This is a genomic window from Acidiphilium cryptum JF-5, from assembly GCF_000016725.1.
Taxonomy (GTDB): domain Bacteria; phylum Pseudomonadota; class Alphaproteobacteria; order Acetobacterales; family Acetobacteraceae; genus Acidiphilium; species Acidiphilium multivorum.
This window is the reverse complement of record NC_009467.1, coordinates 117,723-138,139: the sequence shown is the minus strand read 5'-3', so window position 1 is coordinate 138,139 and position 20,417 is coordinate 117,723. Positions and strand designations below refer to the sequence as shown.

The 20,417-nt window shown below is 60.5% G+C and carries 17 protein-coding genes and 6 pseudogenes; 11 read left to right on the top strand and 12 right to left on the bottom strand.

The features are described 5' to 3' along the window. Window positions 1-35: 35 nt before the first annotated feature. Window positions 36-458 carry an SOS response-associated peptidase gene (locus ACRY_RS00545; protein ID WP_255540005.1) on the bottom strand — a complete coding sequence of 141 codons (423 nt, stop codon included), beginning with the start codon at window positions 456-458 and terminating at the stop codon, window positions 36-38. 106 nt (window positions 459-564) lie between these two features. On the opposite strand from ACRY_RS00545, the gene ACRY_RS00540 reads away from it, so the two are divergent. Then, on the top strand, window positions 565-2,211 hold the full coding sequence (locus tag ACRY_RS00540) for an IS1634 family transposase (RefSeq protein WP_011930481.1): 1,647 nt from the start codon (window positions 565-567) through the stop codon (window positions 2,209-2,211). A gap of 62 nt (window positions 2,212-2,273) precedes the next feature. On the opposite strand, the gene istB is transcribed toward ACRY_RS00540, so the two are convergent. Together istB and istA are read right to left on the bottom strand one after the other, a co-directional pair. Then, window positions 2,274-3,149: an IS21-like element helper ATPase IstB gene (gene istB, locus ACRY_RS00535; protein ID WP_011930482.1), complete on the bottom strand. Its 876-nt coding sequence runs from the start codon at window positions 3,147-3,149 to the stop codon at window positions 2,274-2,276. Beyond that, window positions 3,146-4,648, bottom strand: coding sequence for an IS21 family transposase (gene istA / locus ACRY_RS00530; protein ID WP_419465237.1), 1,503 nt, complete (start codon window positions 4,646-4,648; stop codon window positions 3,146-3,148). The genes istB and istA overlap by 4 nt, the downstream gene beginning before the upstream one ends. A gap of 318 nt (window positions 4,649-4,966) precedes the next feature. On the opposite strand from istA, the pseudogene ACRY_RS20000 reads away from it, so the two are divergent. Next, window positions 4,967-5,287: pseudogene (locus ACRY_RS20000) on the top strand (hypothetical protein); the annotation flags it as partial. On the opposite strand, the gene ACRY_RS00525 reads toward ACRY_RS20000, so the two are convergent. Then, window positions 5,203-6,411 (bottom strand): IS256 family transposase, encoded by a 1,209-nt coding sequence (locus tag ACRY_RS00525; protein WP_011930484.1) that lies wholly within the window; start codon window positions 6,409-6,411, stop codon window positions 5,203-5,205. The pseudogene ACRY_RS20000 and the gene ACRY_RS00525 overlap by 85 nt on opposite strands. A gap of 151 nt (window positions 6,412-6,562) precedes the next feature. Here ACRY_RS00525 and ACRY_RS00520 point away from each other — a divergent pair, with 151 nt between their 5' ends. Next, window positions 6,563-6,814, top strand: a complete 252-nt coding sequence (locus ACRY_RS00520) for a zinc-binding dehydrogenase (protein ID WP_196796254.1) — start codon at window positions 6,563-6,565, stop codon at window positions 6,812-6,814. A 145-nt stretch (window positions 6,815-6,959) separates the two neighbouring features. On the opposite strand, the gene ACRY_RS19390 is transcribed toward ACRY_RS00520, so the two are convergent. Further along, entirely contained in the window at window positions 6,960-7,214 is a 255-nt protein-coding gene (locus ACRY_RS19390; protein ID WP_155856284.1) for a hypothetical protein, read from the bottom strand. 294 nt (window positions 7,215-7,508) lie between these two features. On the opposite strand from ACRY_RS19390, the gene ACRY_RS18320 reads away from it, so the two are divergent. Then, entirely contained in the window at window positions 7,509-7,763 is a 255-nt protein-coding gene (locus ACRY_RS18320; protein WP_011930486.1) for a hypothetical protein, read from the top strand. Between the two features lie 57 nt (window positions 7,764-7,820). Here the strand turns inward: ACRY_RS18320 and ACRY_RS00515 are convergent, their stop codons facing one another. The 3 genes from ACRY_RS00515 to nhaA form a co-directional block, all read right to left on the bottom strand. Continuing rightward, window positions 7,821-8,648, bottom strand: coding sequence for a class I SAM-dependent methyltransferase (locus ACRY_RS00515; protein WP_011930487.1), 828 nt, complete (start codon window positions 8,646-8,648; stop codon window positions 7,821-7,823). 141 nt (window positions 8,649-8,789) lie between these two features. Next, complete coding sequence (locus tag ACRY_RS18315; RefSeq protein ID WP_269214160.1) at window positions 8,790-9,083, bottom strand: DUF2147 domain-containing protein; 294 nt, start codon at window positions 9,081-9,083, stop codon at window positions 8,790-8,792. 457 nt (window positions 9,084-9,540) lie between these two features. Continuing rightward, window positions 9,541-10,911, bottom strand: a complete 1,371-nt coding sequence (gene nhaA / locus ACRY_RS00510) for a Na+/H+ antiporter NhaA (protein WP_011930488.1) — start codon at window positions 10,909-10,911, stop codon at window positions 9,541-9,543. Window positions 10,912-11,020: 109 nt separating this feature from the next. On the opposite strand from nhaA, the pseudogene ACRY_RS19995 reads away from it, so the two are divergent. Then, window positions 11,021-11,125: pseudogene (locus ACRY_RS19995) on the top strand (IS5/IS1182 family transposase); the annotation flags it as partial. Between the two features lie 284 nt (window positions 11,126-11,409). Beyond that, on the top strand, window positions 11,410-11,613 hold the full coding sequence (locus ACRY_RS00505) for a hypothetical protein (protein WP_043508786.1): 204 nt from the start codon (window positions 11,410-11,412) through the stop codon (window positions 11,611-11,613). A 241-nt stretch (window positions 11,614-11,854) separates the two neighbouring features. Here the strand turns inward: ACRY_RS00505 and ACRY_RS00500 are convergent, their stop codons facing one another. Further along, window positions 11,855-12,196 (bottom strand): hypothetical protein, encoded by a 342-nt coding sequence (locus ACRY_RS00500; RefSeq protein WP_155856283.1) that lies wholly within the window; start codon window positions 12,194-12,196, stop codon window positions 11,855-11,857. Between the two features lie 1,408 nt (window positions 12,197-13,604). On the opposite strand from ACRY_RS00500, the gene ACRY_RS00495 reads away from it, so the two are divergent. Then, on the top strand, window positions 13,605-14,297 hold the full coding sequence (locus tag ACRY_RS00495; RefSeq protein ID WP_011930489.1) for a Crp/Fnr family transcriptional regulator: 693 nt from the start codon (window positions 13,605-13,607) through the stop codon (window positions 14,295-14,297). Window position 14,298: 1 nt separating this feature from the next. On the opposite strand, the pseudogene ACRY_RS00490 reads toward ACRY_RS00495, so the two are convergent. Further along, window positions 14,299-14,910, bottom strand: a pseudogene (locus tag ACRY_RS00490) (IS5/IS1182 family transposase); the annotation flags it as partial. Between the two features lie 58 nt (window positions 14,911-14,968). Here ACRY_RS00490 and ACRY_RS00485 point away from each other — a divergent pair. Further along, a complete protein-coding gene (locus ACRY_RS00485; RefSeq protein WP_011930491.1) occupies window positions 14,969-16,192 on the top strand; it encodes an IS256 family transposase in 1,224 nt (407 codons plus the stop codon). 40 nt (window positions 16,193-16,232) lie between these two features. Here the strand turns inward: ACRY_RS00485 and ACRY_RS00480 are convergent. Both ACRY_RS00480 and ACRY_RS18305 read right to left on the bottom strand, forming a co-directional pair. Then, a pseudogene (locus tag ACRY_RS00480) lies at window positions 16,233-16,994 on the bottom strand (IS5 family transposase); the annotation flags it as partial. Between the two features lie 221 nt (window positions 16,995-17,215). Further along, window positions 17,216-17,395: pseudogene (locus tag ACRY_RS18305) on the bottom strand (IS5/IS1182 family transposase); the annotation flags it as partial. Between the two features lie 29 nt (window positions 17,396-17,424). Here ACRY_RS18305 and ACRY_RS00475 point away from each other — a divergent pair. The 3 genes and pseudogenes from ACRY_RS00475 (at window position 17,425) to ACRY_RS00465 (ending at window position 20,328) form a co-directional block, all read left to right on the top strand. Beyond that, window positions 17,425-18,192, top strand: a pseudogene (locus ACRY_RS00475) (IS6 family transposase). Window positions 18,193-18,365: 173 nt separating this feature from the next. Continuing rightward, the gene (locus ACRY_RS00470; protein WP_011930494.1) at window positions 18,366-19,172 is read left to right on the top strand and encodes an IS5 family transposase; all 807 of its coding nucleotides are present in this window, start codon (window positions 18,366-18,368) and stop codon (window positions 19,170-19,172) included. Between the two features lie 124 nt (window positions 19,173-19,296). Continuing rightward, the gene (locus ACRY_RS00465; protein ID WP_011941795.1) at window positions 19,297-20,328 is read left to right on the top strand and encodes an IS110 family transposase; all 1,032 of its coding nucleotides are present in this window, start codon (window positions 19,297-19,299) and stop codon (window positions 20,326-20,328) included. The last annotated feature ends 89 nt before the right edge of the window (window positions 20,329-20,417 follow it).

Genomic DNA, 20,417 nt, shown 5'->3' with positions numbered 1-20,417 from the left:
GAGCGATCGCCCCCCCCCTTAACTTCGCGTGGGGGCTATTCCGCAGCCGTCGCCAGCAGGTCCGGCCCGTTGTTCCGGGGCGAATTGACCGCCTGCCCCACCGGCCACGCCTCAATCAACTCATCTGGCGGTGGATGAAGAAGGCCAGCAGACTCGCCCGCCGCTTCGCCCAGCCAGATCGGCCAATCCTCCTGGCGAATGATGACCGGCATGCGGTCATGCACGGGCGCCGCCGTGGCGTTGGCTGCCGTGGTGATGATGGCGAAGGTGCGAAGCACTTTCGCCGTGCCAGGCGTCACCCAGCTTTCCCAAATGCCCGCAAAGGCCATCGTTTCACGATCCGGCCGGGCGAAGGCAAAGGGTTGCTTGCCCTTTGGCGTCACCTGCCACTCATACCAGGCCCGAGTTGGACAGTGGGGTGAGAACGGATGGGGAACGAATGGATATAAGTCATTGATATATAATGGGTGACATTTGGGCGCGAAAAATGTGTAGTAACAACAGTTTTGGCTGAATGGCAGTTTTTTGTTGAATTCGGCATGGCATTGCCGTCACAACATCAGCATGTTCGTCGTCGAGAGAGTCGCCCGCGGCCACAGCTATCTCTACCTCGTCGAAAGCGTGCGCGTGGGCAAATCCGTCCGCCAGCGCACCATCAAACCCCTCGGTCGCAAGGATGTCCTCGCCGCATCCGGCGAACTCGACAGGCTCGTCGCCTCCATCGCACGGCACGCCGAACGTTCCATCATCCTCTCCGATATCGATGCCGGCCGGATCGCCGCCCACAGGATCGGTGGCCCCCTGCTGTTCGGCCGCCTCTGGGACCGGCTCGGCATCGGCGAGGTGCTCAACAACCTCCTCGAGGGCCGCCAGTTCGGCTTTGCCGTCGAGCGCGCCGTCTTCGTCGCCACACTGCACCGGCTGTTCGTCTCGGGCTCCGACCGCTCCTGTGTCGACTGGATGCAGAGCTACGCCATCGATGGCGCGGAGGATCTGGCGCTGCACCACTTCTATCGCGCGATGGCCTGGCTGGGCGAGGAACTCGGCGACAGGCAAGCGGGCGCCCTCGCGCCACGTTGCGTCAAGGACGTGATCGAGGAGCAACTCTTCGAACGCCGGCGCGACCTGTTCACCGATCTCAGCCTGGTGTTCATGGATACGACCTCGCTCTCCTTCTACGGCGAGGGCGGCGAGACGCTGGGCCGGCGTGGCCATTCGAAGGATTATCGCCCCGACCTCGCGCAGATGATCCTGGCCCTGGTGATCGATGCCGAAGGGCGGCCGATCTGCACCGAGATGGTGCCGGGCAACACCGCCGACGTGAAGATCCTGATGCCGGTGGTCACGCGCCTGCGCGAGCGCTTCGGCATCACCCGCGCCTGCGTGGTCGCCGACCGCGGCATGATCAGCGCCGATACCATCGCGGCACTGGAAGCGCTGGGGGTGGAATACATCCTCGGCGCGCGCGAGCGCACCAGCCGGGTGATCCGCGACGTCGTGCTGAAGGACAAGGCCGCGATGGTCCCGCTCGTGCTCGATCGCCAGCATGGCGAGACCCAGCTGTGGGTGAAGGAGGTCCGGATTGGCAAGGGCAAGGCGGCCCAGCGCTACATCGTCACGGTCAATGAGGCCGAGGCGAGAAAGGACAGGGAGGACCGCCAGGCCATCATCGACGGGCTGCAGGCCCAGCTGAAGAAGGGCGACAAGGCGCTGGTCGGCAACTCGGCCTACCGACGTTATCTCCGCAGCCGCGGCAACGCCTTCGAGATCGATCCGGGCAAGCTGGCCGAGGAGGCCCGCTTCGATGGCCTCAGCGTGCTCAGGACCAACGCAAGGGTCACGCCCCTGCAGGCCGTGATCCGGTATCGCGACCTGCTCGAGGTCGAGGCCCTGTTCCGCGCCGCCAAGGCCAGCTTCGATACAAGGCCGATCTTTCACCAGGCTGACGCCGCGATCCGCGGCCACGTTTTCTGTTCCTTCCTGGCCCTGACACTTGCCAAGGAACTGAACCGCCTGTGCGGCGCCAGGGGCTTCCAGCCCGAATGGCAGAAGTTGCTGAACGATCTCGACAGGCTCCAGCAGGCAACCATCGAAAAGGGCGGCAAGGTCATCACCACGAGGACCCACGTCACCGGCCAGGTCGGCAATGTCTTCAAGGCCGCCGGCATCGCGCTGCCCCACAACATCAGCGAGCACCCCGCAGACTTGTAGCGCGACAATCAGGATGAGAAGCGCGACGATCAGGATGAGAAAGTGATCGCGACCTCGGAACGTTAATCGGATTGGTTTGATGCTGGCAAGCGGGTTTCGGCGACTTGATTGTCGTGGCGCGACAATCTGCCGTTTTCGGTGATTGTCGCTCGTGTGGGTGGGCGTCCTGGTCCGGTTCGTCGTTGGATGGCGGTTTTGCGGCGATAGCTTTCGACGTTCATCTCGAAGATGGTGGCGTGGTGGACGAGGCGGTCAACGGCGGCGAGTGTCATGGCGGGATCGGGGAACACCTTTCCCCACTCGCCGAAGGGCTGGTTGGCGGTGATCATCAGGGACCGGCGCTCGTAGCGTGTGCTGATGAGTTCGAAGAGGACTGAGGTTTCGGCCTGATCCTTGGTGACGTAAGCGAGGTCGTCGAGGATCAGCAGGTGGAATTTGTCGAGCTTGGCGATGGTGGCCTCGAGGGCGAGTTCGCGACGTGCGATCTGGAGCTTCTGGACGAGGTCGGAGGTGCGGGTGAACAGCACGCGCCAGCCATTCTCGACGAGGGCGAGGCCGATGGCTGCGGCGAGATGGGACTTTCCTCCGCCGGGTGGGCCGAAGGCGAGGAGATTGGCGCCGGTATCGAGCCATCCGTCGCCGGAGCAGAGGGCGAGGACCTGGGCCTTGGAGATCATCGGCACGGCCTCGAAGGCGAAAGTGGCGATGGTCTTTCCGGGCGGCAGCCTGGCTTCGAGGAGGTGGCGCTCGATGCGCCTGCGGTCGCGCTCGGCGACCTCGTGCTCGGCGAGCGTGGCGAGGAGGCGTGCGGCGGGCCATGCTTCCTTGTCGGCGCGGGCGGCGAAGTCGGGCCAGACCTGCTTGATGGCGGGGAGCCTGAGCTCGTTGAGCAGCAGGGTAAGGCGCTGGGCGTCGACGGTGCGTGCGGTCTCGCTCATGCGGCTGCTCCCTGGAGCAGGATGTCATAGCTGGCGAGCGGCATGGTCGGGATGGTGAGTGCGGGCAGGCTGGCGGGATCGGGTGCGAAGCGCTGGCGGATGGCATTGAGGTCGGGCTGTCGGCCGGCGTTGCTATCGGCGGCGAGGACGCTGGCGAGTTCAGCCTCGCAGGCACGCTCATGGGCGATGGCGAGGAGTTCGACCATGATCCTGCACGCGTCCCTGGGCGGTGTCTGCTCGAGCAGGTGCTCGAAGGTCTGGCGATAGGCATCGCGCGGGAAGAGCTGGTGGCGATAGACGAGATTGAGCAGCGCCATCGGTTTGCGGCGCAGGCTGTGGATGACGTGGCGGTAGTCGACGACGTGGCCGTGTCTGCCATCCGGTTGTGGCCGGCCGCGGGGGAGTGTCATCAGCGGGGTGGCGGCGAGGAACAGCTCGAGCCGGTTGTCATAGAGGCGGACGCGGAGCCGCTGGCCGATCAGGCGGGAGGGGACGGTGTAGAAGACCTTCCTGAGGGTGAAGCCGCCGGAGGAGGTGATGGTGACGACGGTCTCCTCGTAATCGGCGGTGCGCTGCTCGGGGAGTTTCTGCAGGGCGGCGCGCTCGGCGTCGATGCGCTCGGCGTGGCGCCGGTTCTGGCGGCCGACGATCTCGGCGATGAAGCGGCGATAGGCTTCGAGATCGACGAAGACTGTGCTGCCACGCAGGAGAAGGGCGTCGCGGACCACGCGCTTGAGATGGCCGTGGGGGCTTTCGATGGCGCCGTTCTCATGAGCGACACCGCGATTGTTGCGCGACGGGGTCATGCCGTAATGGGCGCAGAGCGCGTCATATCGGCGGGTCAGGTCGGCGACGTTCTCGGCGGCCAGGTTGCGGAAGGCGGCGGAGAGGCTGTCGCTGCGATGTTCGCGCGGGGCGCCGCCCAGAAGCCAGAGGGCGTTCTGCAGCCCCTCGGCGAGGGCGACGTAGCTCTCGCCGCCCAGGATGACATGGGCGTGCTCGAAGCCGGACCAGACCAGGCGGAAGTGATAGAGCCGGTGGTCGAGCGGGGCGCCGGCGACGATGATGCCGAGCTCGTTCATGTCGGTGAAGTCGGACAGGCCCATCGCGCCCGGCTCATGGGTCTGGCGAAAGATGACCTCCTGCTCCGGCCCGTGCAGCGCGCGCCAGGTGCGGATACGCCGCTCGAGCGTCCGCCGGACACCCGGGGCGAGATCGGGATGCCGCCGGCACATCTCCTCGAAGATCGCCACGGCCCTGAGGCCGGGCGCGGCTTCCAGCAGCGGCACCACCTCAGCGTCGAAGATCGCCGCCAGCGGATCCGGGCGGCGCCGGCCGCGTGGCGGCTTCGCCGATGATGGCAGGTGCCGCTTCTGCTCCAGCCGGTAGCCCGCGGCCGTGCTGAAGCCGGCCCTGGCGGCCGCCAGGGCAACGCCGTCTGTCTGTCGATATCTCATGAAAAGCCTCTTCTGGTGGTCGTTGATGTGGCGGCCGGGCACGAAGGTCTCCCCGTTGCGAGGAGGCATCCTCCGCGACCCGGCCGGCCGCGACCACGGCGGCGCCCTGGCAAGGACGCCGCCCGGCTGGGGAGGCACCGGCTCCGGGCTACGCCCTTCGCCGGTGCCTCCCCAGCCGTCTTCTCATCCTGATTGACGCCGGATTCTCACGTTGATCGTCGCGCGACACAGACTGAAGCCGCGGCCACGCACCGCCGACCCAACGCCCCAAAAATGTAGTGGCAACACCCGCACGCGGGCAAATAAACTATTGATATCACCAGACTTTATAAAACCAACTGTCCAAGTGGGGTTTGACACGGCAAGGCAATGGGCGCGCACGTCACCGGCTTGGCAAGTGGCCGCAATCTCACCTTCGTCCGCGATCTCGGCGCTGACGAGGCGGTTGACTATGCTGGCCTCGAACCTGCCACTCTCCGGTCGTTTGATGTCATCCTCGATACAGTCGGGACAAACGTCGCCGCGTATCGGCGACTGCTGGCCGATAGCGTCCGTCAATGTGGTGGAAATTCTGGTGTAGCTGAAGCGGCCAATGGTCACGCGGCGACGGTGGAAATTCGTGGTGTATCGGCATCGATGGCGGGTGCCATGAGTTCGACCATTCCCTCGATCTGCATATAGCGGTTCTGTGTCTGCCATTCGTCGTTGGCCTCGAGCAGCACGGCCCCGATCAGGCGGATGATCGAACCTTCATTGGGAAAGATGCCGACGACATCGGCGCGGCGCTTGACCTCCTTGTTCAGGCGTTCGAGCGGATTCGTCGAGTGAATTTTGGTTCGGTGCTGGGCGGGAAAGTCCATGTGCGCCAGCACGTCGGTTTCACTGTCGTCGATGAACGCGCCAAGTTTTGGCCATTTGCCCCGGAGCTGGTCGGCCACATGGCGCAGGGTCTGGCTGGCACTGACGCGATCCGGCTGGATAAACGCCTGACGCAACGCTGCAGACACCATGCTCTGCTGCCCCTTCGGCACATAGGACAAGGCGTTGCGCATCCAGTGAACGCGGCATCTTTGCCAGGATGCCCCCATCACCCGGCGGATCGCCGCCTTCAATCCTTCATGAGCATCGGAGATCACCAGTTTCACCTCACGCAACCCACGGCGGACCAAGCTCTTGAGAAAGGTCGACCAGAAGGTCTCCGCCTCGGACGGGCCGATGTGCAGGCCGACGATCTCGCGCCGACCGTCGGTGTTCACCGCCACTGCGATTATCGCTGCAACTGAGACGATCCGCCCACCTTCGCGCTGCTTGAGATAGGTCGCATCCAACCACAGATACGGCCACTCGCCGGCGAGTGGCCGGTCGAGGAAGGCGTTCACCCTCTCATCGATGTCCTTGCACAGTTTCGAGACCGTGCTCTTGCTGATCCCCGTCAGCCCCATGGCCTGCACCAGCTCGTCTACCCGCCGGGTCGAGACGCCGCCAATCCAGGCTTCCTGGATGACCGCGGCCAGCGCCTTCTCCGAGGTCCGGCGAGCTTCCAGGAACGGCGGGAAGTAGCTCCCCTGCCGCAGCTTCGGGATCCGAAGCTGCAAGCTGCCAAGCCGCGTGTCCAATGCGCGTTCCCGGTAGCCGTTGCGATAGGTCGCGCGCTCGCCGCTGCGCTCGTAGCGGCTGGCGCCGATCAGCCCATCCACATCCGTCTCCATCAGCAGTTGAACCACCGCCTCCGCGACGCTGCGCAGAAAATCGCCGTCCCCGGCTTTGGCCAGTAGCTCAGCCAGTGGTAATCTATCTTCGGTCATCGGGTTCTCCAGGCTTCAGGTTGAAGTCTCGCAACTCCACCATAGCCGACTGATCCGATGGCCACCTCAAACTACACCGTTACAGGGCCCAAAAGTCCACCACGACCCCGGACACTACCTGCTGGCCCAAAAGCGACGCATGGCAGCGATCGTGCCTGATCCGAGACACCCGCTGCTATGGATGGCCTATGTCAGCCTCTCGTGCATCCATGGTGGTCGGCGGATCCGCTACTTCAATGCGGCGCCCGATACCGAAATGCTGGCCTCGCTCGCCCGCTATGTCGAGGAAGGCGTGGTCAGGCCACATGTGGACGGCGTCTACGAACTCGCGCGCATCGCCGATGCGCACCGCGCCTTCGAGACCAGCGGCAGTCGAGGCAAACAGATCATCATGCTCGCCTGAAGACCCCATCCGTTGAGACGATAACGAAACCGACTTCGCCCAGCCGCGGATGGACAGGGAGAGGGCCGACTTGCTGCGCCATATAGCCTTATGGGTAATTGAATGCTTCGCCGGATGGTTACCTCGATCACAGCGCGCGGCGCGATCAGGTCGCGGATCCGCACCGCATAAAAAGGTAGGACAATGTTCCGTTGTTGTCCCACTCTGGATTGATGACTCCGGAGCGGTCGGGAGGCAAGCAGGCGTCTGTGTCGGCGGTGAAGCGTGGGGCGCCCTCCTCCTCGTCGCCAACTTGGCGACCCAATCCCTTGTGAAGTGTGCTTTTGAATTTCGTCTCAGGATGCAGCGCCTCGTAAGCCTCCTTGCGGCGTTGCGTGAACAGCGCGCGTTCGCGTGGCATAACCGCACATTAATTTACAATTAAAAAGTATATTTATTTCGATAAATTTGTGAAAACTCGGTTTGTTTATCTGGAAAAATTTAAATGATAAAATTCCTGTCTTGGTATTATGATCTGATAACTCACCCTATTATTTTGGTTTTAATTATAGTTTGTATCGCATCAATTTTCATATTATTTTTAGAAGCCTTGCTATATCTGAATAATTCGCTATACCATCCGCTAAGGCGAAAGAAAAAAGATAGTCGCCAGCAGCAGCCTTCCAATCAGCACGACCGGCTTCAATGAAGACGCATGTCTGACCGTGTCAGGTGCGACCTGCGCATGGCTCGCCGCGTTCAACATGCAAAACTGGCCGGATCAGCACAAATCAACCCCTATATCCGGCAATCGGTAGAGCGCCTGGACAGGAGACATTCCATGCATCACGCCTATCCGCAAAAGACGAAATCCGATAACAGATCCGAGGCCATTGGCGTTTTACTGATGGGAGGCGCCAGCCTGATCGGCCTCGCCTTTTTCGCGCTGTTCCGGATGCATTCCGGGTAGCGAACACCAGGTCCGCCCTGATCTGTCTGAGTGACCGCAGCGCGCCCGGTTTGTGGATCAGTCCCCGCGCCTTGTGCCATAGGAAAGCAGGTATTCGCGAGGCACCAAGATCTCGTCACCATCGCGGAAGTTCTCGTGAAATTGGACGAATGCACGCTGAAGGTCGGCGCGCCTTCTTTCATCAAGACTGGCGGCCAGGGTGCGCGCAGGGCCATATCCAAGGACAAACGTAGACCATGCGGTTTCGCCGTCCGCCACGCGGTAGACTGAAATGCCGGGCTCGAATTCGAGGTCAAATGCCTCCCCCAACAGCGCGGTGACACGGTCTTCGCGGCCCCACTCGAATGGTGATGGCGGCGCAGGATCAGGGGGCGGCGGCATGAACTCGCGCAGCACACGGAACATGCCGAAGACCGAGCTGTCGGGCCTCCACGTCGTGAGCACGAGCCGGCCTCCCGGCCGCGTGACGCGGGCCAGTTCGGCGGCGGCAGCCTCAGGATGGCTGGCGAACATCACGCCGTAGGTGGAAATTGCCGCGTCAAACGTGGCATCGTCATAGGCAAGGGCCTCGGCGTCCCCGACGCGATAGTCGATATTGAGACCTTCCGCCCGTGCCCGATTCTGAGCGGCTGTGACTAGGTCCACCCCGAGATCAACACCGGACACGATCGCGCCGCTTCTTGCTATGGATCTCGCAGTCCAGCCGGTGCCGGTGGCAACGTCGAGCACTCTTTCACCCGGACCTGGCGCGAGGCGGCGAACCGCATGGTCGATTGAATCCGCGATACCCCGACTGATTTCATCGTAGGCATCCCCGGCAACGTTCCAGATCGCTGCGGCGCGGAGATTATGGGGCTGGATGGCAGTATCGGCAGCCGTGGCCATGATACCCTCACGAGCCTGTGAGCGCCAGTTCTAGTCCCCAAAAGCGGGGTCGATCTACCGGATTTTCGTCGCATTTTGTATCCGCTGCAGGCAAAACACTCTATTCATCGACATTGCGTAATGACGGCCCTTTCATGATGGTCATTTGAGCGACCTCATCTTGGCACATCCGATGCCGTGGGCCGTTCCACCCCAACACTTCTCAGTGGAAATCAAAATTCTACCGCCGTCCGGATTGTAGAACCAGCCGTCGCCCCAGCTGGCAGGGCCCGTGGACCGAAGGTTCCAAAGTATCGTCAGGCCGCAGAGCGGTCGGCTCCGCAGGGCGGCATCCGGATTTTTCTTGTCGCGCTGGAGCTGGCCCTCCGGCTTCCGAGGGACGAGCAGCCAGAGGATCCGGCCACACATCTTGTTTCCACAGTCAAAAATCTGCACCGCGACCTTCCGTCCATTAGCCAGACCCCCTGCGGAATCGACGCGGATAAGGATGTGGATGGAGCGGCCGCAACGATGAGGGCTGCGATCAGCAGGGGACGGCGGATCGCGCGGAGGGACGCCATGCGCTTGCTGGAATGCAAATTACCGCCGAGCCGCCAAATGCGTGCGCGGCTATCAGCTCTCGTCATGAGCTTCTCCCTTAGACTGGCGCCACCAAATAGGGCGAGGATCGATCACCTCGTGGTGCCATGCCGATCGTCAAATGGAACAGCTCAGAGCTCTCCGCTGTTCAGATGGCGATCGACTCAAGGCGTGTCGACCCGGGCTCGCGTCCAATTCAAGCAGCATCCGAACATAACGCAACTGACCCGGTTATCGATGTGTAAAGGAGTCAGGGCCAACTAGCTTCTTGGGAGACTTTTTTTCATGCCGCGATGGGCCAGAGCGGGGTATGTCATGGGTGTTCTCCTCCGCCTCTGCGCCCCCGAAACATAGGCGTTCCGTCACTCCGAGGCAACGCGCACAGCAGCGTGAGACCAGCAACAGAAGAGACGACTGAGGCAGCAAGGATACCCAGCTTCGCTGCGTTGAGCGTGGCATCTTGAAATGCCTGGCCGGCGATAAACAGCGCCATGGTGAATCCGATACCGGTAAGAAGAGCCCCACCGACAAGTCCCCCCCAGGTGAGCCCCGCCGGCCGAATGGCGACACCCGTGCGCACCCCCAGCCATGCGAATGCTGTGACGCCGATCGGCTTGCCGAGGACGAAGCCCGCCATCACCGCCAGCGAGACTGGGTTGATAAGTCCCTTGATCGTGATCGGTACCCCCGCGTTTGCAAGCGCGAAAAGCGGCATAACGCCGAAGGCGACCCAGGGATGGAGCATGGCCTCGAGCCTCTCGACGGGCGACAACGTCTCGCGCACCGCGATACCGGCAACCTGCAGCGCCCGGTTATCCTCGGTATCGCCACTCCAATGATCTCCCGGGGGATAGGAGAGCACCTTTCGCAAGATTTCCCCCAGACGCTGGTCGCTCACCCAGCCAGCCGTCGGTGTCATGAGCCCGAGGATAACACCAACAATCGTCGCGTGGATGCCGGACGCATTGACGGCGAGCCAGATTATTGCCCCAGCCAGAAAGTAGACGCGGATGTTACGAACGCCGAGTAATGCCATCCCCCGAATTATCACCAGTCCGACGGCGCCGAGCGCAAGGGCAGTCCAGTCGATTGATCGACTGTAACCGACGGCGACCACGAGGATGGCGGCAAGGTCGTCGACGACCGCAAGCGATAGCAGGAAGACGCGTAGGCCCGGAGGCACACGCGAACCAAGGAGCGCCAGGCAGCCGATGACGAAAGCTGTGTCGGTCGGCATCACGACGCCCCAACCATGCTGCCCAGGTTGGCCATGCTGCAGCGCCAGATACAAGCCCATGGGCACAAGCATGCCTCCTGCCGCAGCTACGACCGAGAGAGCCACCATGCGCGGGTTCCGAAGTTCACCAAGCACCACTTCGCGCTTGATCTCGAGCGCGACGATGAAGAAGAACAGCGTCATTAGACCGTCGTTGATCAGATCCCGCAAAGAGCGCAGAAACTGGAACGCACCGATCTGAATGCCGATTGGTGTCTCCCAAAGAGATCTGAAGCCATCGGACCAGGGTGAGTTGGAAAGCGTCAATGCAACGACGGTGGCCAACAGGAGAACGGCACCACTCGTGGCTTCGATGCGCAGGAACTGCGAAAACGAGTTGGTCAGCGCGTCGATGTGTGTGGTCGGCAGTTCGCCTTGCTGCGGCTTACTGTTCTGGTCCGTAATCAAATCGGCCATCTCCCCTTATATCTCGAGAAAACCCACCCCGCCCGGGGTGTCGAGGCGGTTACCCGTCCCGGCAAGCCCAATTTTTCCCGCCGACTGCATAAGTTCGCATGACCGCCGGCTAGCCAAAGACTTCGAGGCAACAATCGCCTCAGCGGAGACCTTCGGCTACGCCGCCTTCGTCATGCTCCACGTCCACAGACTCGCTCGTTGCTAATGTGATTCGGAACAGACTCTGAGCGCTCTCAGGTTAACCTGTGTATGGACACTGAAAGAAAGGTGGCCAGAATATCCGATAAAAGCTAAATACGAACGAATTAGAATAAATATATATTATGAATACGCAGCTTGCTTTTTTGTCATGATTAACCACTTACAAGAAATCAGACAATTTATTCTGGTTTTTTACTAACGTCATGCAGGTTTTGTTTGTTGTATTTCGGAGCGAATCAATACCGAAGTGACCGCGCACTGTGCGGATTGTTAAGAAAGGAATCAATAATGACCAACAATACTCATAACATCGCCGCAAAATCACACGAGGATGCAGCAAAGGCCCATCACAAAGCCTCCGCCCAGCAGATCAAGGGTGACGGCAAAATGGCCGCTGAGTATTCGAAGAAGGCGCATGGCCTGTCCGAGACGGCACTCAGGCAGTCGACCGAGGCTCACGAGATGACCACTGAGCACACAAAATCCATGTAACTTCGACGACGCCGGCCCGGGACCAGCCCGGGCCGCCTTCGCAGTCCACCCGAGGACCTGTTTCAGGAAAATTCCTCCGGCGCCGAAAACTCCAGACGTCAATCAAGTCGATCAAAGCGGTCAGCCCCGGCGGCGCATCATCACATCATGGGTATCTTCTGCGTTCGCTGAGGCGATGACGGATTTTTCAGAGGCCATTCCATCTCGAAATGCCCTCCAGAGTTTCAGAAGCCGCCGCACATCAATCTTTTTTATCTTCTTCTTCCATTCCCTTTTGCTCGTCCTCCATACCTTGATTCATCTCCTCGGCGCCCTTTTGCTCGTCCTCCATACCTTTCTTCGTCTCCTCGGCGCCCTTTTCCTCTTCTTTCATACCTTCGGTCTTAGCTGCCTCATCGGACTGCGCCAAGATAATCCCGTGCACCGCCGGCGAACTGGACGCGATCAAACCATGAGTGCCCGATACCGAGGCCGCAGGCGTCATTGCCCACGCGGAACCAATACCAAGAAGCGCTAGTACAGCTGCTGCTGAGGTTATTGTAAGAGTCGCACGAACTGGCTCAGTGACTGGTGATTGCTTCATCATTTTCTCCTGTTTTCGAATTCCGCATGGAATCATGCAGAACTTTCAAAATGAAATCAAAACTAGATACGGTAGCATTAGTATGAATCATAAAATACATATTTTTTTGATGCAATTAGGCTATTGTGATGACATCATTTAAGTATATTTGGTACTAAACAATATTTATTTCTGATAATTTTTGAAACTATTTGAAAACTATAGTAATAATCTTATGCCACTCGCACGCCGGGACGATCGCGTCCTCGCTCTATGCGTCCCCTGGGCGCCACGCCCTTGAGCTGGACACCCGCAAAATCCCTGTGAAGGTTCTTGAATTCGTGATATAATGAATTTGAGTGTACTGCCGCTAAACTCACTATCGTCCGGCCTGGCCGGGCGATAGTGAGGGTGTTACGGCGCTAAAACTCGTGAATACTTAGACGGTTATCAATGCGGTCAAGTCGATTCTCGATCCGATCAATCCTCATGGACTGGCCTGAAAAATCACCATGTATGGATGATAATTCTGCCTGAACGCGGGAGGTACGCTCCTCCATAGAGGCTGTGCGGCGCTTCAAATCCGCAAGATCCTCTGTAAGCCTGTCTATCTTCCCTTCGATCCTTTGCAGTATGATTATGTCTGCACCATCTGGTTGTAGGGACATTGTTTTCTCCTTCGGCCTCGTGCTTGTTTCTAGCCGTTTGTGCCACCTATGAACAGTTGGCTTTGTTTGTGGTTCCGTGTGGGGTCCCAACGCCGATCGGCATTACAACTTGCTGATACAACGCACTTTCGGAGGGTCAACACCCGGCCCTGAGCCATTGAGCCGCAGCATCTTTCGGATCGGCGTCTGCCACGAGGCGGCAGTCGTTTAGGTAAAAGCGGCCTGCTAAATCCTGCGGGATGGTTGTGGAAAGGATCGTCAAGGATGTGCCAGCGGAGAGCCCTGGCATCGTGATGGGCCTTTCATAATGGCGATCGGCGAGGGGCTGGCCATTTCCAGTTCTCCGCTGTACGCAGACCGCAACTTCACGACACCGATTCCATGTCAGCGGTCATCCTGTGTGTTGAATTCCGCTGACCCGGGAATTCCTCCCCCAACAAATTTAAGTGGAAATCAACAGCATGCGCAAATCCATCGAAAGAGGATGTCCCATCCATGCCGGCCTCCTTTACCAGCACAGATCCCGAATCAGAATTCACTCGCATTCACTCGCATAGAGAATCCCTCATCGATACAAATCGATCGAAAAACGCTCAAATCCGCCTAAATTAATAGCCTGTAATTTTGCGATACAAATTGCCATTACCCTTCGGGAATTGCCAACAAACTGCGGCAAAATAACATTTATCTGTTACAATTATTAGATATGAAGTCCCGATTAAATTTATAGACCTGATCTCAAAATAGGAGACGGCACGCTAATGGGTCGCATTTTGGTCGAAGCTCTGGAGTTTCAGGCTGCAATTCGGACGACCTGCGGTCAGCTAGGTTATCACGCACGAGCGCTTGAAGCCGGCACTACCATCTTCATGGAAAATCAAATTGCGGACAAGATGTACCAAATTGTTTCTGGTATCGTTCGACTTTCAAAGGGCTTGCAAGACGGACGACGGCAAGTGTTAGGATTCCTCTTCGCCGGCGATTTTTTCGTGCCATCCGGATTTGTAGTTGGCATTAACAAAAATGCAACCTGTACGGCAGAAGCCCTAACTGATATGCAGATCATCAGCCTGCCGCTTCGAAATCTTGATGCTTTGCTGACCGATCAGCCCAAGTTTGCAAGCGACCTGCTTTTAGCAACTGAACGTAGCCTGATACAGGCGCAACAACAGATGCTGCGGCTTGGCCGTATGTCTGCAACAGAACGAGTGACCTGGTTCCTCCTCATGATGAAGGAACAGCAAGACGATGACGGCGACGCGTCGATCCATCTGCCGATGTCTCGCATTGATATTGCCGATTATCTCGGAATAAGGAGCGAAACCATATCAAGGGTCCTTCGGTGGCTTCGTGACCATCGCATGATCACAGTCAGCGACCGCGCCACAATCACCATCATTGACTCCGCAAGCATGTGCCATGTCTCCGGTGGATTCTATCCTAGTCGTCTGTGAATTAAGCGATGTGGTAGTTCGGTAGGCGAAGGTCTGGAGAGGGTCTTGCGGCCGAGAGCCATGTGAAGATGGCGCAAAGAAGCCTGATCAGCCATCTGCGGAGCAGCCGGAGGTTGTGGCCGGCGCCGGCAAGGATGGCGTTGATGGCATCACCGTCGAAGCCGAGCAGGAAGTTTCGCCCCAGATGGCCATCGGTCTTCATGTGGCCGATGACGGGTTCGATGGCTGTGCGTCGGCGCAACTCGCGGCGGATGGTGGGGGTGATGCCGCGTTTCTGGCGGGAGATGAAGATCCTTCTGCCCTCGGCTTCGACGCCGTGGCCGCGATAGCCGCGGTCGACATAGGCGCGGGCGACGGCAACGCCGGTGATCCGCTCGACCTGCTCGATCTGGCCGGCCAGGGTGTGGCCGTCATAGGGATTTCCCGGCTGGCTCTGCATGCCGAGAACGAACTGACCGCCGGGTGCGGCGGCGTTGGTGGTGGCGATGGAGACCTTCACGCCGAATTCGAATCGCGTCCTGGCCTTGCCCTTGCCGATGCACTCCACCTCAGGCGCGTGCAGGGAATAGAGCTTGTCGGCACCGCGGTCGGAGCGCTTCTGGCGAAGCAGGCGATGGCAGTGTCCTGAATTTCGTGTGTGAGTGGCATAGTGGGTAGAAAGGAAGACCCATATGGCACGACGGAGAGCGCCGGCGATCCCGGACGAATTGCTGGACCAGCTTCTGGCTGGGGGAGACGCGGCGGCAGCGCTGAATTCCGGGGATCTGGTGAACGCACTGAAGAAGGCTCTGGCGGAGCGGGCCCTGAGCGCGGAGATGGATTACCATCTGAGTGACGAAGCGGAGGCGGAGAACAGCCGGAACGGCTATGGCCGCAAGTCGGTGTCGACCGGCACGGGAAAGATCGAGATTGCGATCCCGCGAGACCGTGCGGGCAGCTTTGATCCGCAGCTGATCGCCAAATACCAGCGCCGGTTTCCAGGCTTCGATGACAAGATCATCTCGATGTATGCGCGGGGGATGAGCACCCGGGAGATCGCGGAACATCTGCGCGAGATCTACGGCATGGATGCCTCGGCGGAGCTGATCAGCACGATCACCGATGCGGTGCTGGACGAGGTGACATCCTGGCAGCAGCGTCCGCTGGACCCGGTCTATCCGCTGGTATTCTTCGATGCCATCCGGGTGAAGATCCGCGACGAGGGCGTGGTCCGCAACAAGGCGATCCATATCGCGCTGGGGGTTATGGCCGACGGGACGAAGGTCGTACTCGGGATGTGGATCGAGCAGAACGAGGGCGCCAAATTCTGGCTGCGCGTGATGAACGAGCTGAAGAACCGCGGCGTCGAGGACATCCTGCTGGCGGTGGTCGATGGCCTCAAGGGGTTCCCGGAGGCGATCACGGCCGTCTTTCCCGAGACGATCGTGCAGACCTGCATCGTCCATCTGCTCCGGAATTCGATGGATTTCGTGTCCTACAAGGACCGCAAGGCGGTCGCCACCGCCCTCAAGGACATCTACCGGGCCGTGGATGCCAGGGCCGCCGGGGCCGCTCTCGCCGCTTTCGAGGCCGGTCCATGGGGCCAGAAATACCCCGCCATCGGCCAGAGCTGGCGCCGGGTATGGCAGGAAGTCATCCCTTTCTTCGGCTTTCCGGGCGACGTTCGTCGGATCATTTATACAACGAACGCCATAGAAGCTTTGAATTCCAAGCTGCGCCGGGCCATCCGCGCGCGCGGCCATTTCCCCAGCGACGAGGCCGCGGCCAAGCTGCTCTATCTGATCCTGAACCGCTCGGAGAAAGAGTGGGTGATGCCACCTCGAGAATGGGCTATGGCAAAGGCTCAGTTCGCCGTCATCTTCGGCGATCGCTTCGTAAGGGCCATGGCGGCCTGATGTTCAACCGCCGCCCATACACGGAATTCCTGACACTGCCCAGGCGATTGATCAGGCCCAGCGTTTCGGCGAAAGTGGCCTTCGCTTCAGCGTTGCCTGCGATCTTGCGGGTGATGTCACGAGCCAGCCGGCCCAGCCAGGTTCGCAGCTTGCGCACGCGAGCCTCGGCCTCGCGGCGTTTGCCACCATGGTGCAGGCGCGCCGCCTCCTGCCTGGCGTAGCGCGCGACCCGGCGATACGACTGGCGTAGCGTGATACCGTGCTTGCGTGCCATCCGCGCCAGTGTCTCGATGCCGCTGTGCAGGAGCTTGCTGTCGGTCGGATGCGTCACGGCCTTTGGCTGGACCGTGGTATCGATGGTGACCCGCTTGTAGTGCTTCTCCGCCACGGCCCCACCCCGCTCGGCGGCCGCCAGCGTCTCGGCGAGCAGGGCCTCCATCCGCTCGGGCCCGATCCGTTTGCGCCAGCGCGTCATCGAGGATCGGTCAAGCGGCAGCGTGTGCTGGAAATGCGTCTCGCCGCAGAATGCCTGGACATACGGACTGTCGAGATAGCGCGCGCAGATCGCTTCGTCGGACAGCCCATCCATGTGCTTGAGAAGATGCAGCGCCACCATCAGGCGGGTCGGCAGTGCCGGACGTCCCGCCGCCTCGGCGTAGAGTGAGCCGAAGCGTTCCTCGAAAACCCGCCAGTCGATCAGCCGGGCCAGCCGCACCAGGGGATGCCGCTGGTCGATGATGTTCTCCAGCCGCGAGCGGAACAGTTCGAGATCATCCTGCGAGGCATTCAGCTTCGGCGGCATTCTTTCCTCCACGCCAAACGCATGATGTTCGACATCAAAGGGAGAGAATCACGATCGCGACCACCGCGCAACGCTCCAACGGTTTTGCAAGGTTTTTCCCCTCAGCTCGCCCAGACCCTGCAAATCCCAATATTGCCAGCCACCAAAACATCGCCCCCAGATCAGCAAAGTTCGATTTTTCACGGGTGACTATCCTACTAGGCCGCGTGGGCAAACCTGAACTATAGGCGGATTGAGGCGAGGAGAGTGAAACCTAGGAAGCTGCTGGCGGTTTGATCGTATCTTGTGGCGATCCGGCGGCTGTTCTTGAGTTTGTTGAAGCAGCGCTCGATGCGATTGCGGAGCGCGTAGAGAGGGCGGTCGACAGGGCTCTGTTGCAAAGTCCGGTTTCCTCTGATGGGATTGGATGCAGGCTGGTGGAGGAGCGGTGTTGTCGGCGTTCAGAGGGCGGCATTTCGACGATGAGATCGTGCTTTGGGCGGTACGCTGGTATTGCCGGTATGGGATCAGCTACCGGGATCTTGAGCAGATGAGGGGTGAGCGCGGCGTGAACGTTGATCATTCGACGATTTACCGCTGGGTTCAGCGATATGCCCCGGAGATTGAGAAGCTGCTGCGCTGGCAATGGCGGCGGCCGGCCTCGACGAGCTGGCGGGTCGATGAGACCTATATCAAGGTCCGTGGCGAATGGGCGTATTTATATCGTGCAGTCGACAAGCATGGGAACACGATCGATATCTATCTTTCGCCGACGCGGAACGCGAAAGCGGCAAAGCGCTTTCTGGGCAAGGCCCTGAACGGGTTGAAGGACTGGGAGAAACCGGAGGTCATCAATACCGACAAGGCGCCGACCTACGCCATCGCCATTGCGGAACTGAAAGCCGAAGGCAAATGTCCCGAGGTTACCCTCCATCGCCAGGTCAAATACCTGAACAACGTCGTCGAGGCGGACCATGGCAAGCTCAAGCAGCTGACCCGCCCGGTGCGCGGCTTCAAGACACTGAAGACGGCCTATGCCACGAGCAAGGGCTTCGAGGTGATGCGGGCCCTGCGTAAGGGGTAGGCCGCCATGTTCAATCTCACGCGGGATATTTGCGGTGAGGCGCGCATCGTCGAACGCGCCTTCGGCCTCGGTGCCTGCGCCCTTGCCGAAGCAGTCCAGCTCATCGGCCCACAAACGGAACGCGAGGCGGCCTGATAAGCTCGGCTCCCATCCAGAATACGTCACTCCCCCTGTTCACAAAATTTGCAACAGAGCCGCTTTCACTCAGAGGCCATTTCGAAATGGAACGGGAACGCTTTTGATGAGGGGTTGGATGGTTGGGCCGGATGTGATTCCGGGCAGGTGTTCGAAGCCTTGCCGGAGACACCATGTGGACGCCAACCACCCGTGCGCAGCATAGCCGCACGGGGCTACGCTATGGAAGTGACGTGACCGACGCGGAATGGCTGCTGCTGTCGCCGTTCCTGCCCGCGCCGAGCCGATGCGGCCGGCATCGGAAGTGGGAGATGCGCGAGATTGTCAACGCGATCTTCTACGTCCTGCGAGGCGGTATTGCCTGGAGCCTGCTGCCGAAGGATTTTCCGCCATGGCCCACGGCCTATCGCTGGTTTGCCCGGTTCCGTGACGATGGCACCTGGGAGCGGATCAACCACCATCTGGTGATGCGCGACCGCGAGAGGGCGGGTCGGGAGGCCAGTCCGACGGCGGCCGTGATCGACAGTCAGAGCATCAAGACGACAGAGAGTGGCGGCCCCCGGGGATACGATGCGGGCAAGAAGATCAAGGGGCGCAAGCGGCACGCCATGGTCGATACCGACGGCCGGGCGCTCAAGCTGCAGGCCCATTCGGCGGCCATTCAGGATCGTGACGGGGCTGGGCCGCTGCTCCGTGCGTCACGTGCGAGTTGGCCGTTCGTGGCGCTGGGCTACGCAGATGGTGGCTATGCCGGCGCTCGGGTTGCGAATGCCAGCCCGATCCGCATCGAGGTAGTGCGGAAGGCCGACAACCAGGTCGGCTTCGCCGTCATCTCCCGACGCTGGGTCGTCGAGCGGTTCTTCGCCTGGATCAATCGCAACAGGCGGCTGGCAAAGGATTTCGAGGCAAGCATCGAGAGCGTCGAGGCCTTCCTCTACGCCGCCTCCAGCGTGTTCTTGCTGAGGCGCCTCGCTCGTTGACTATCCGATTCGAAATAGATGGGGTGATTGGGGTCTCACCCGGGTGATCTGGGTGGCTGCTCCTCTCGGGATGATAGAGCGTGGTTGTGTGTGCATCGGCCGCAAGCATCGAGGAGGAGCAGCCGTGGAATACTTTGCCGGGTTGGATGTGTCGTTGGAAGAGACCGCGGTCTGCGTGGTCGATGGGACGGGTGGAATTGTGCGTGAAGCGCGGGTTGCCAGCGAGCCGGAGGCGCTGGTCGCCTTCTTCGGGGCATCCGGGATGGAGATGGCGCGGGTCGGTCTGGAGGCGTGCTCGCTGACGGCCTGGCTGCAAGCGGGGCTTTCGGATGCTGGCATTCCGGCGATCTGTATCGAAGCGCGTCAGGCGAAGGCCGCGATGGGTGCGATGCCGAACAAGACCGACCGCAACGACGCGCGCGGCATCGCGCAGATCATGCGCACCGGATGGTATCGTGCGGTGCATGTGAAAAGCCCGCCCTGCCGCTCCTGGCGCGCGTTGCTGACGGCGCGGCGGATGCTGCTGAACAAGCGTCGTGATGTCGAGAACGGCATTCGGGCGTTGCTGCGCGAGGTCGGGTTGAAGGTTGGTACGCCAAGCCGCAAGGACTTTGGAGCTCGCGTGCGTGAATTGGTAGCGGATGACCCGGTGCTGGTGAGCCTGGCTGGATCGCTGCTGGCCGCTGTCGAGACAATGACCCGGGAGGTGGAGCGGCTGACCAGGCGCGTGCTCGACGAGGTGCGCGTGGAGCCAACATGCAGGCGGCTTATGACAGTGCCGGGCGTCGGCCCGCTGACGGCGTTGGCGTTCCGTGCCACGATCGACCAACCGGACCGCTTTCGAAGGTCGCGCGATGTCGGCGCGCATCTTGGCCTGACGCCGCGACGCTACCAGTCCGGCGAAACCGACGTGCAGGGCCGCATCAGCCGATGTGGTGACGAACTGGCCCGAACGGCGCTGTACGAGGCAGCCCATTCGTTGCTGATCCGCAGCACCAAATGGTCGGCGCTGCGGGCATGGGGCATGAACGTGGCCAAGCGCCGGGGCATGGCGCGCGCCCGCGTCGCTGTGGCGCGCAAGCTGGCGGTGATCCTGCATCGCATGTGGATCGATGGCAGCGAGTTCTGCTGGGGCAAACAGGCCACCGTAGCATGAGAAAAGGAGTTGCAGCTTCCGCCTGACGAGGGCGGAGTCAGTGTCGTTCCCGTGGGGACGATGGACGAGGTGATCTCGTTGAGAGTCCG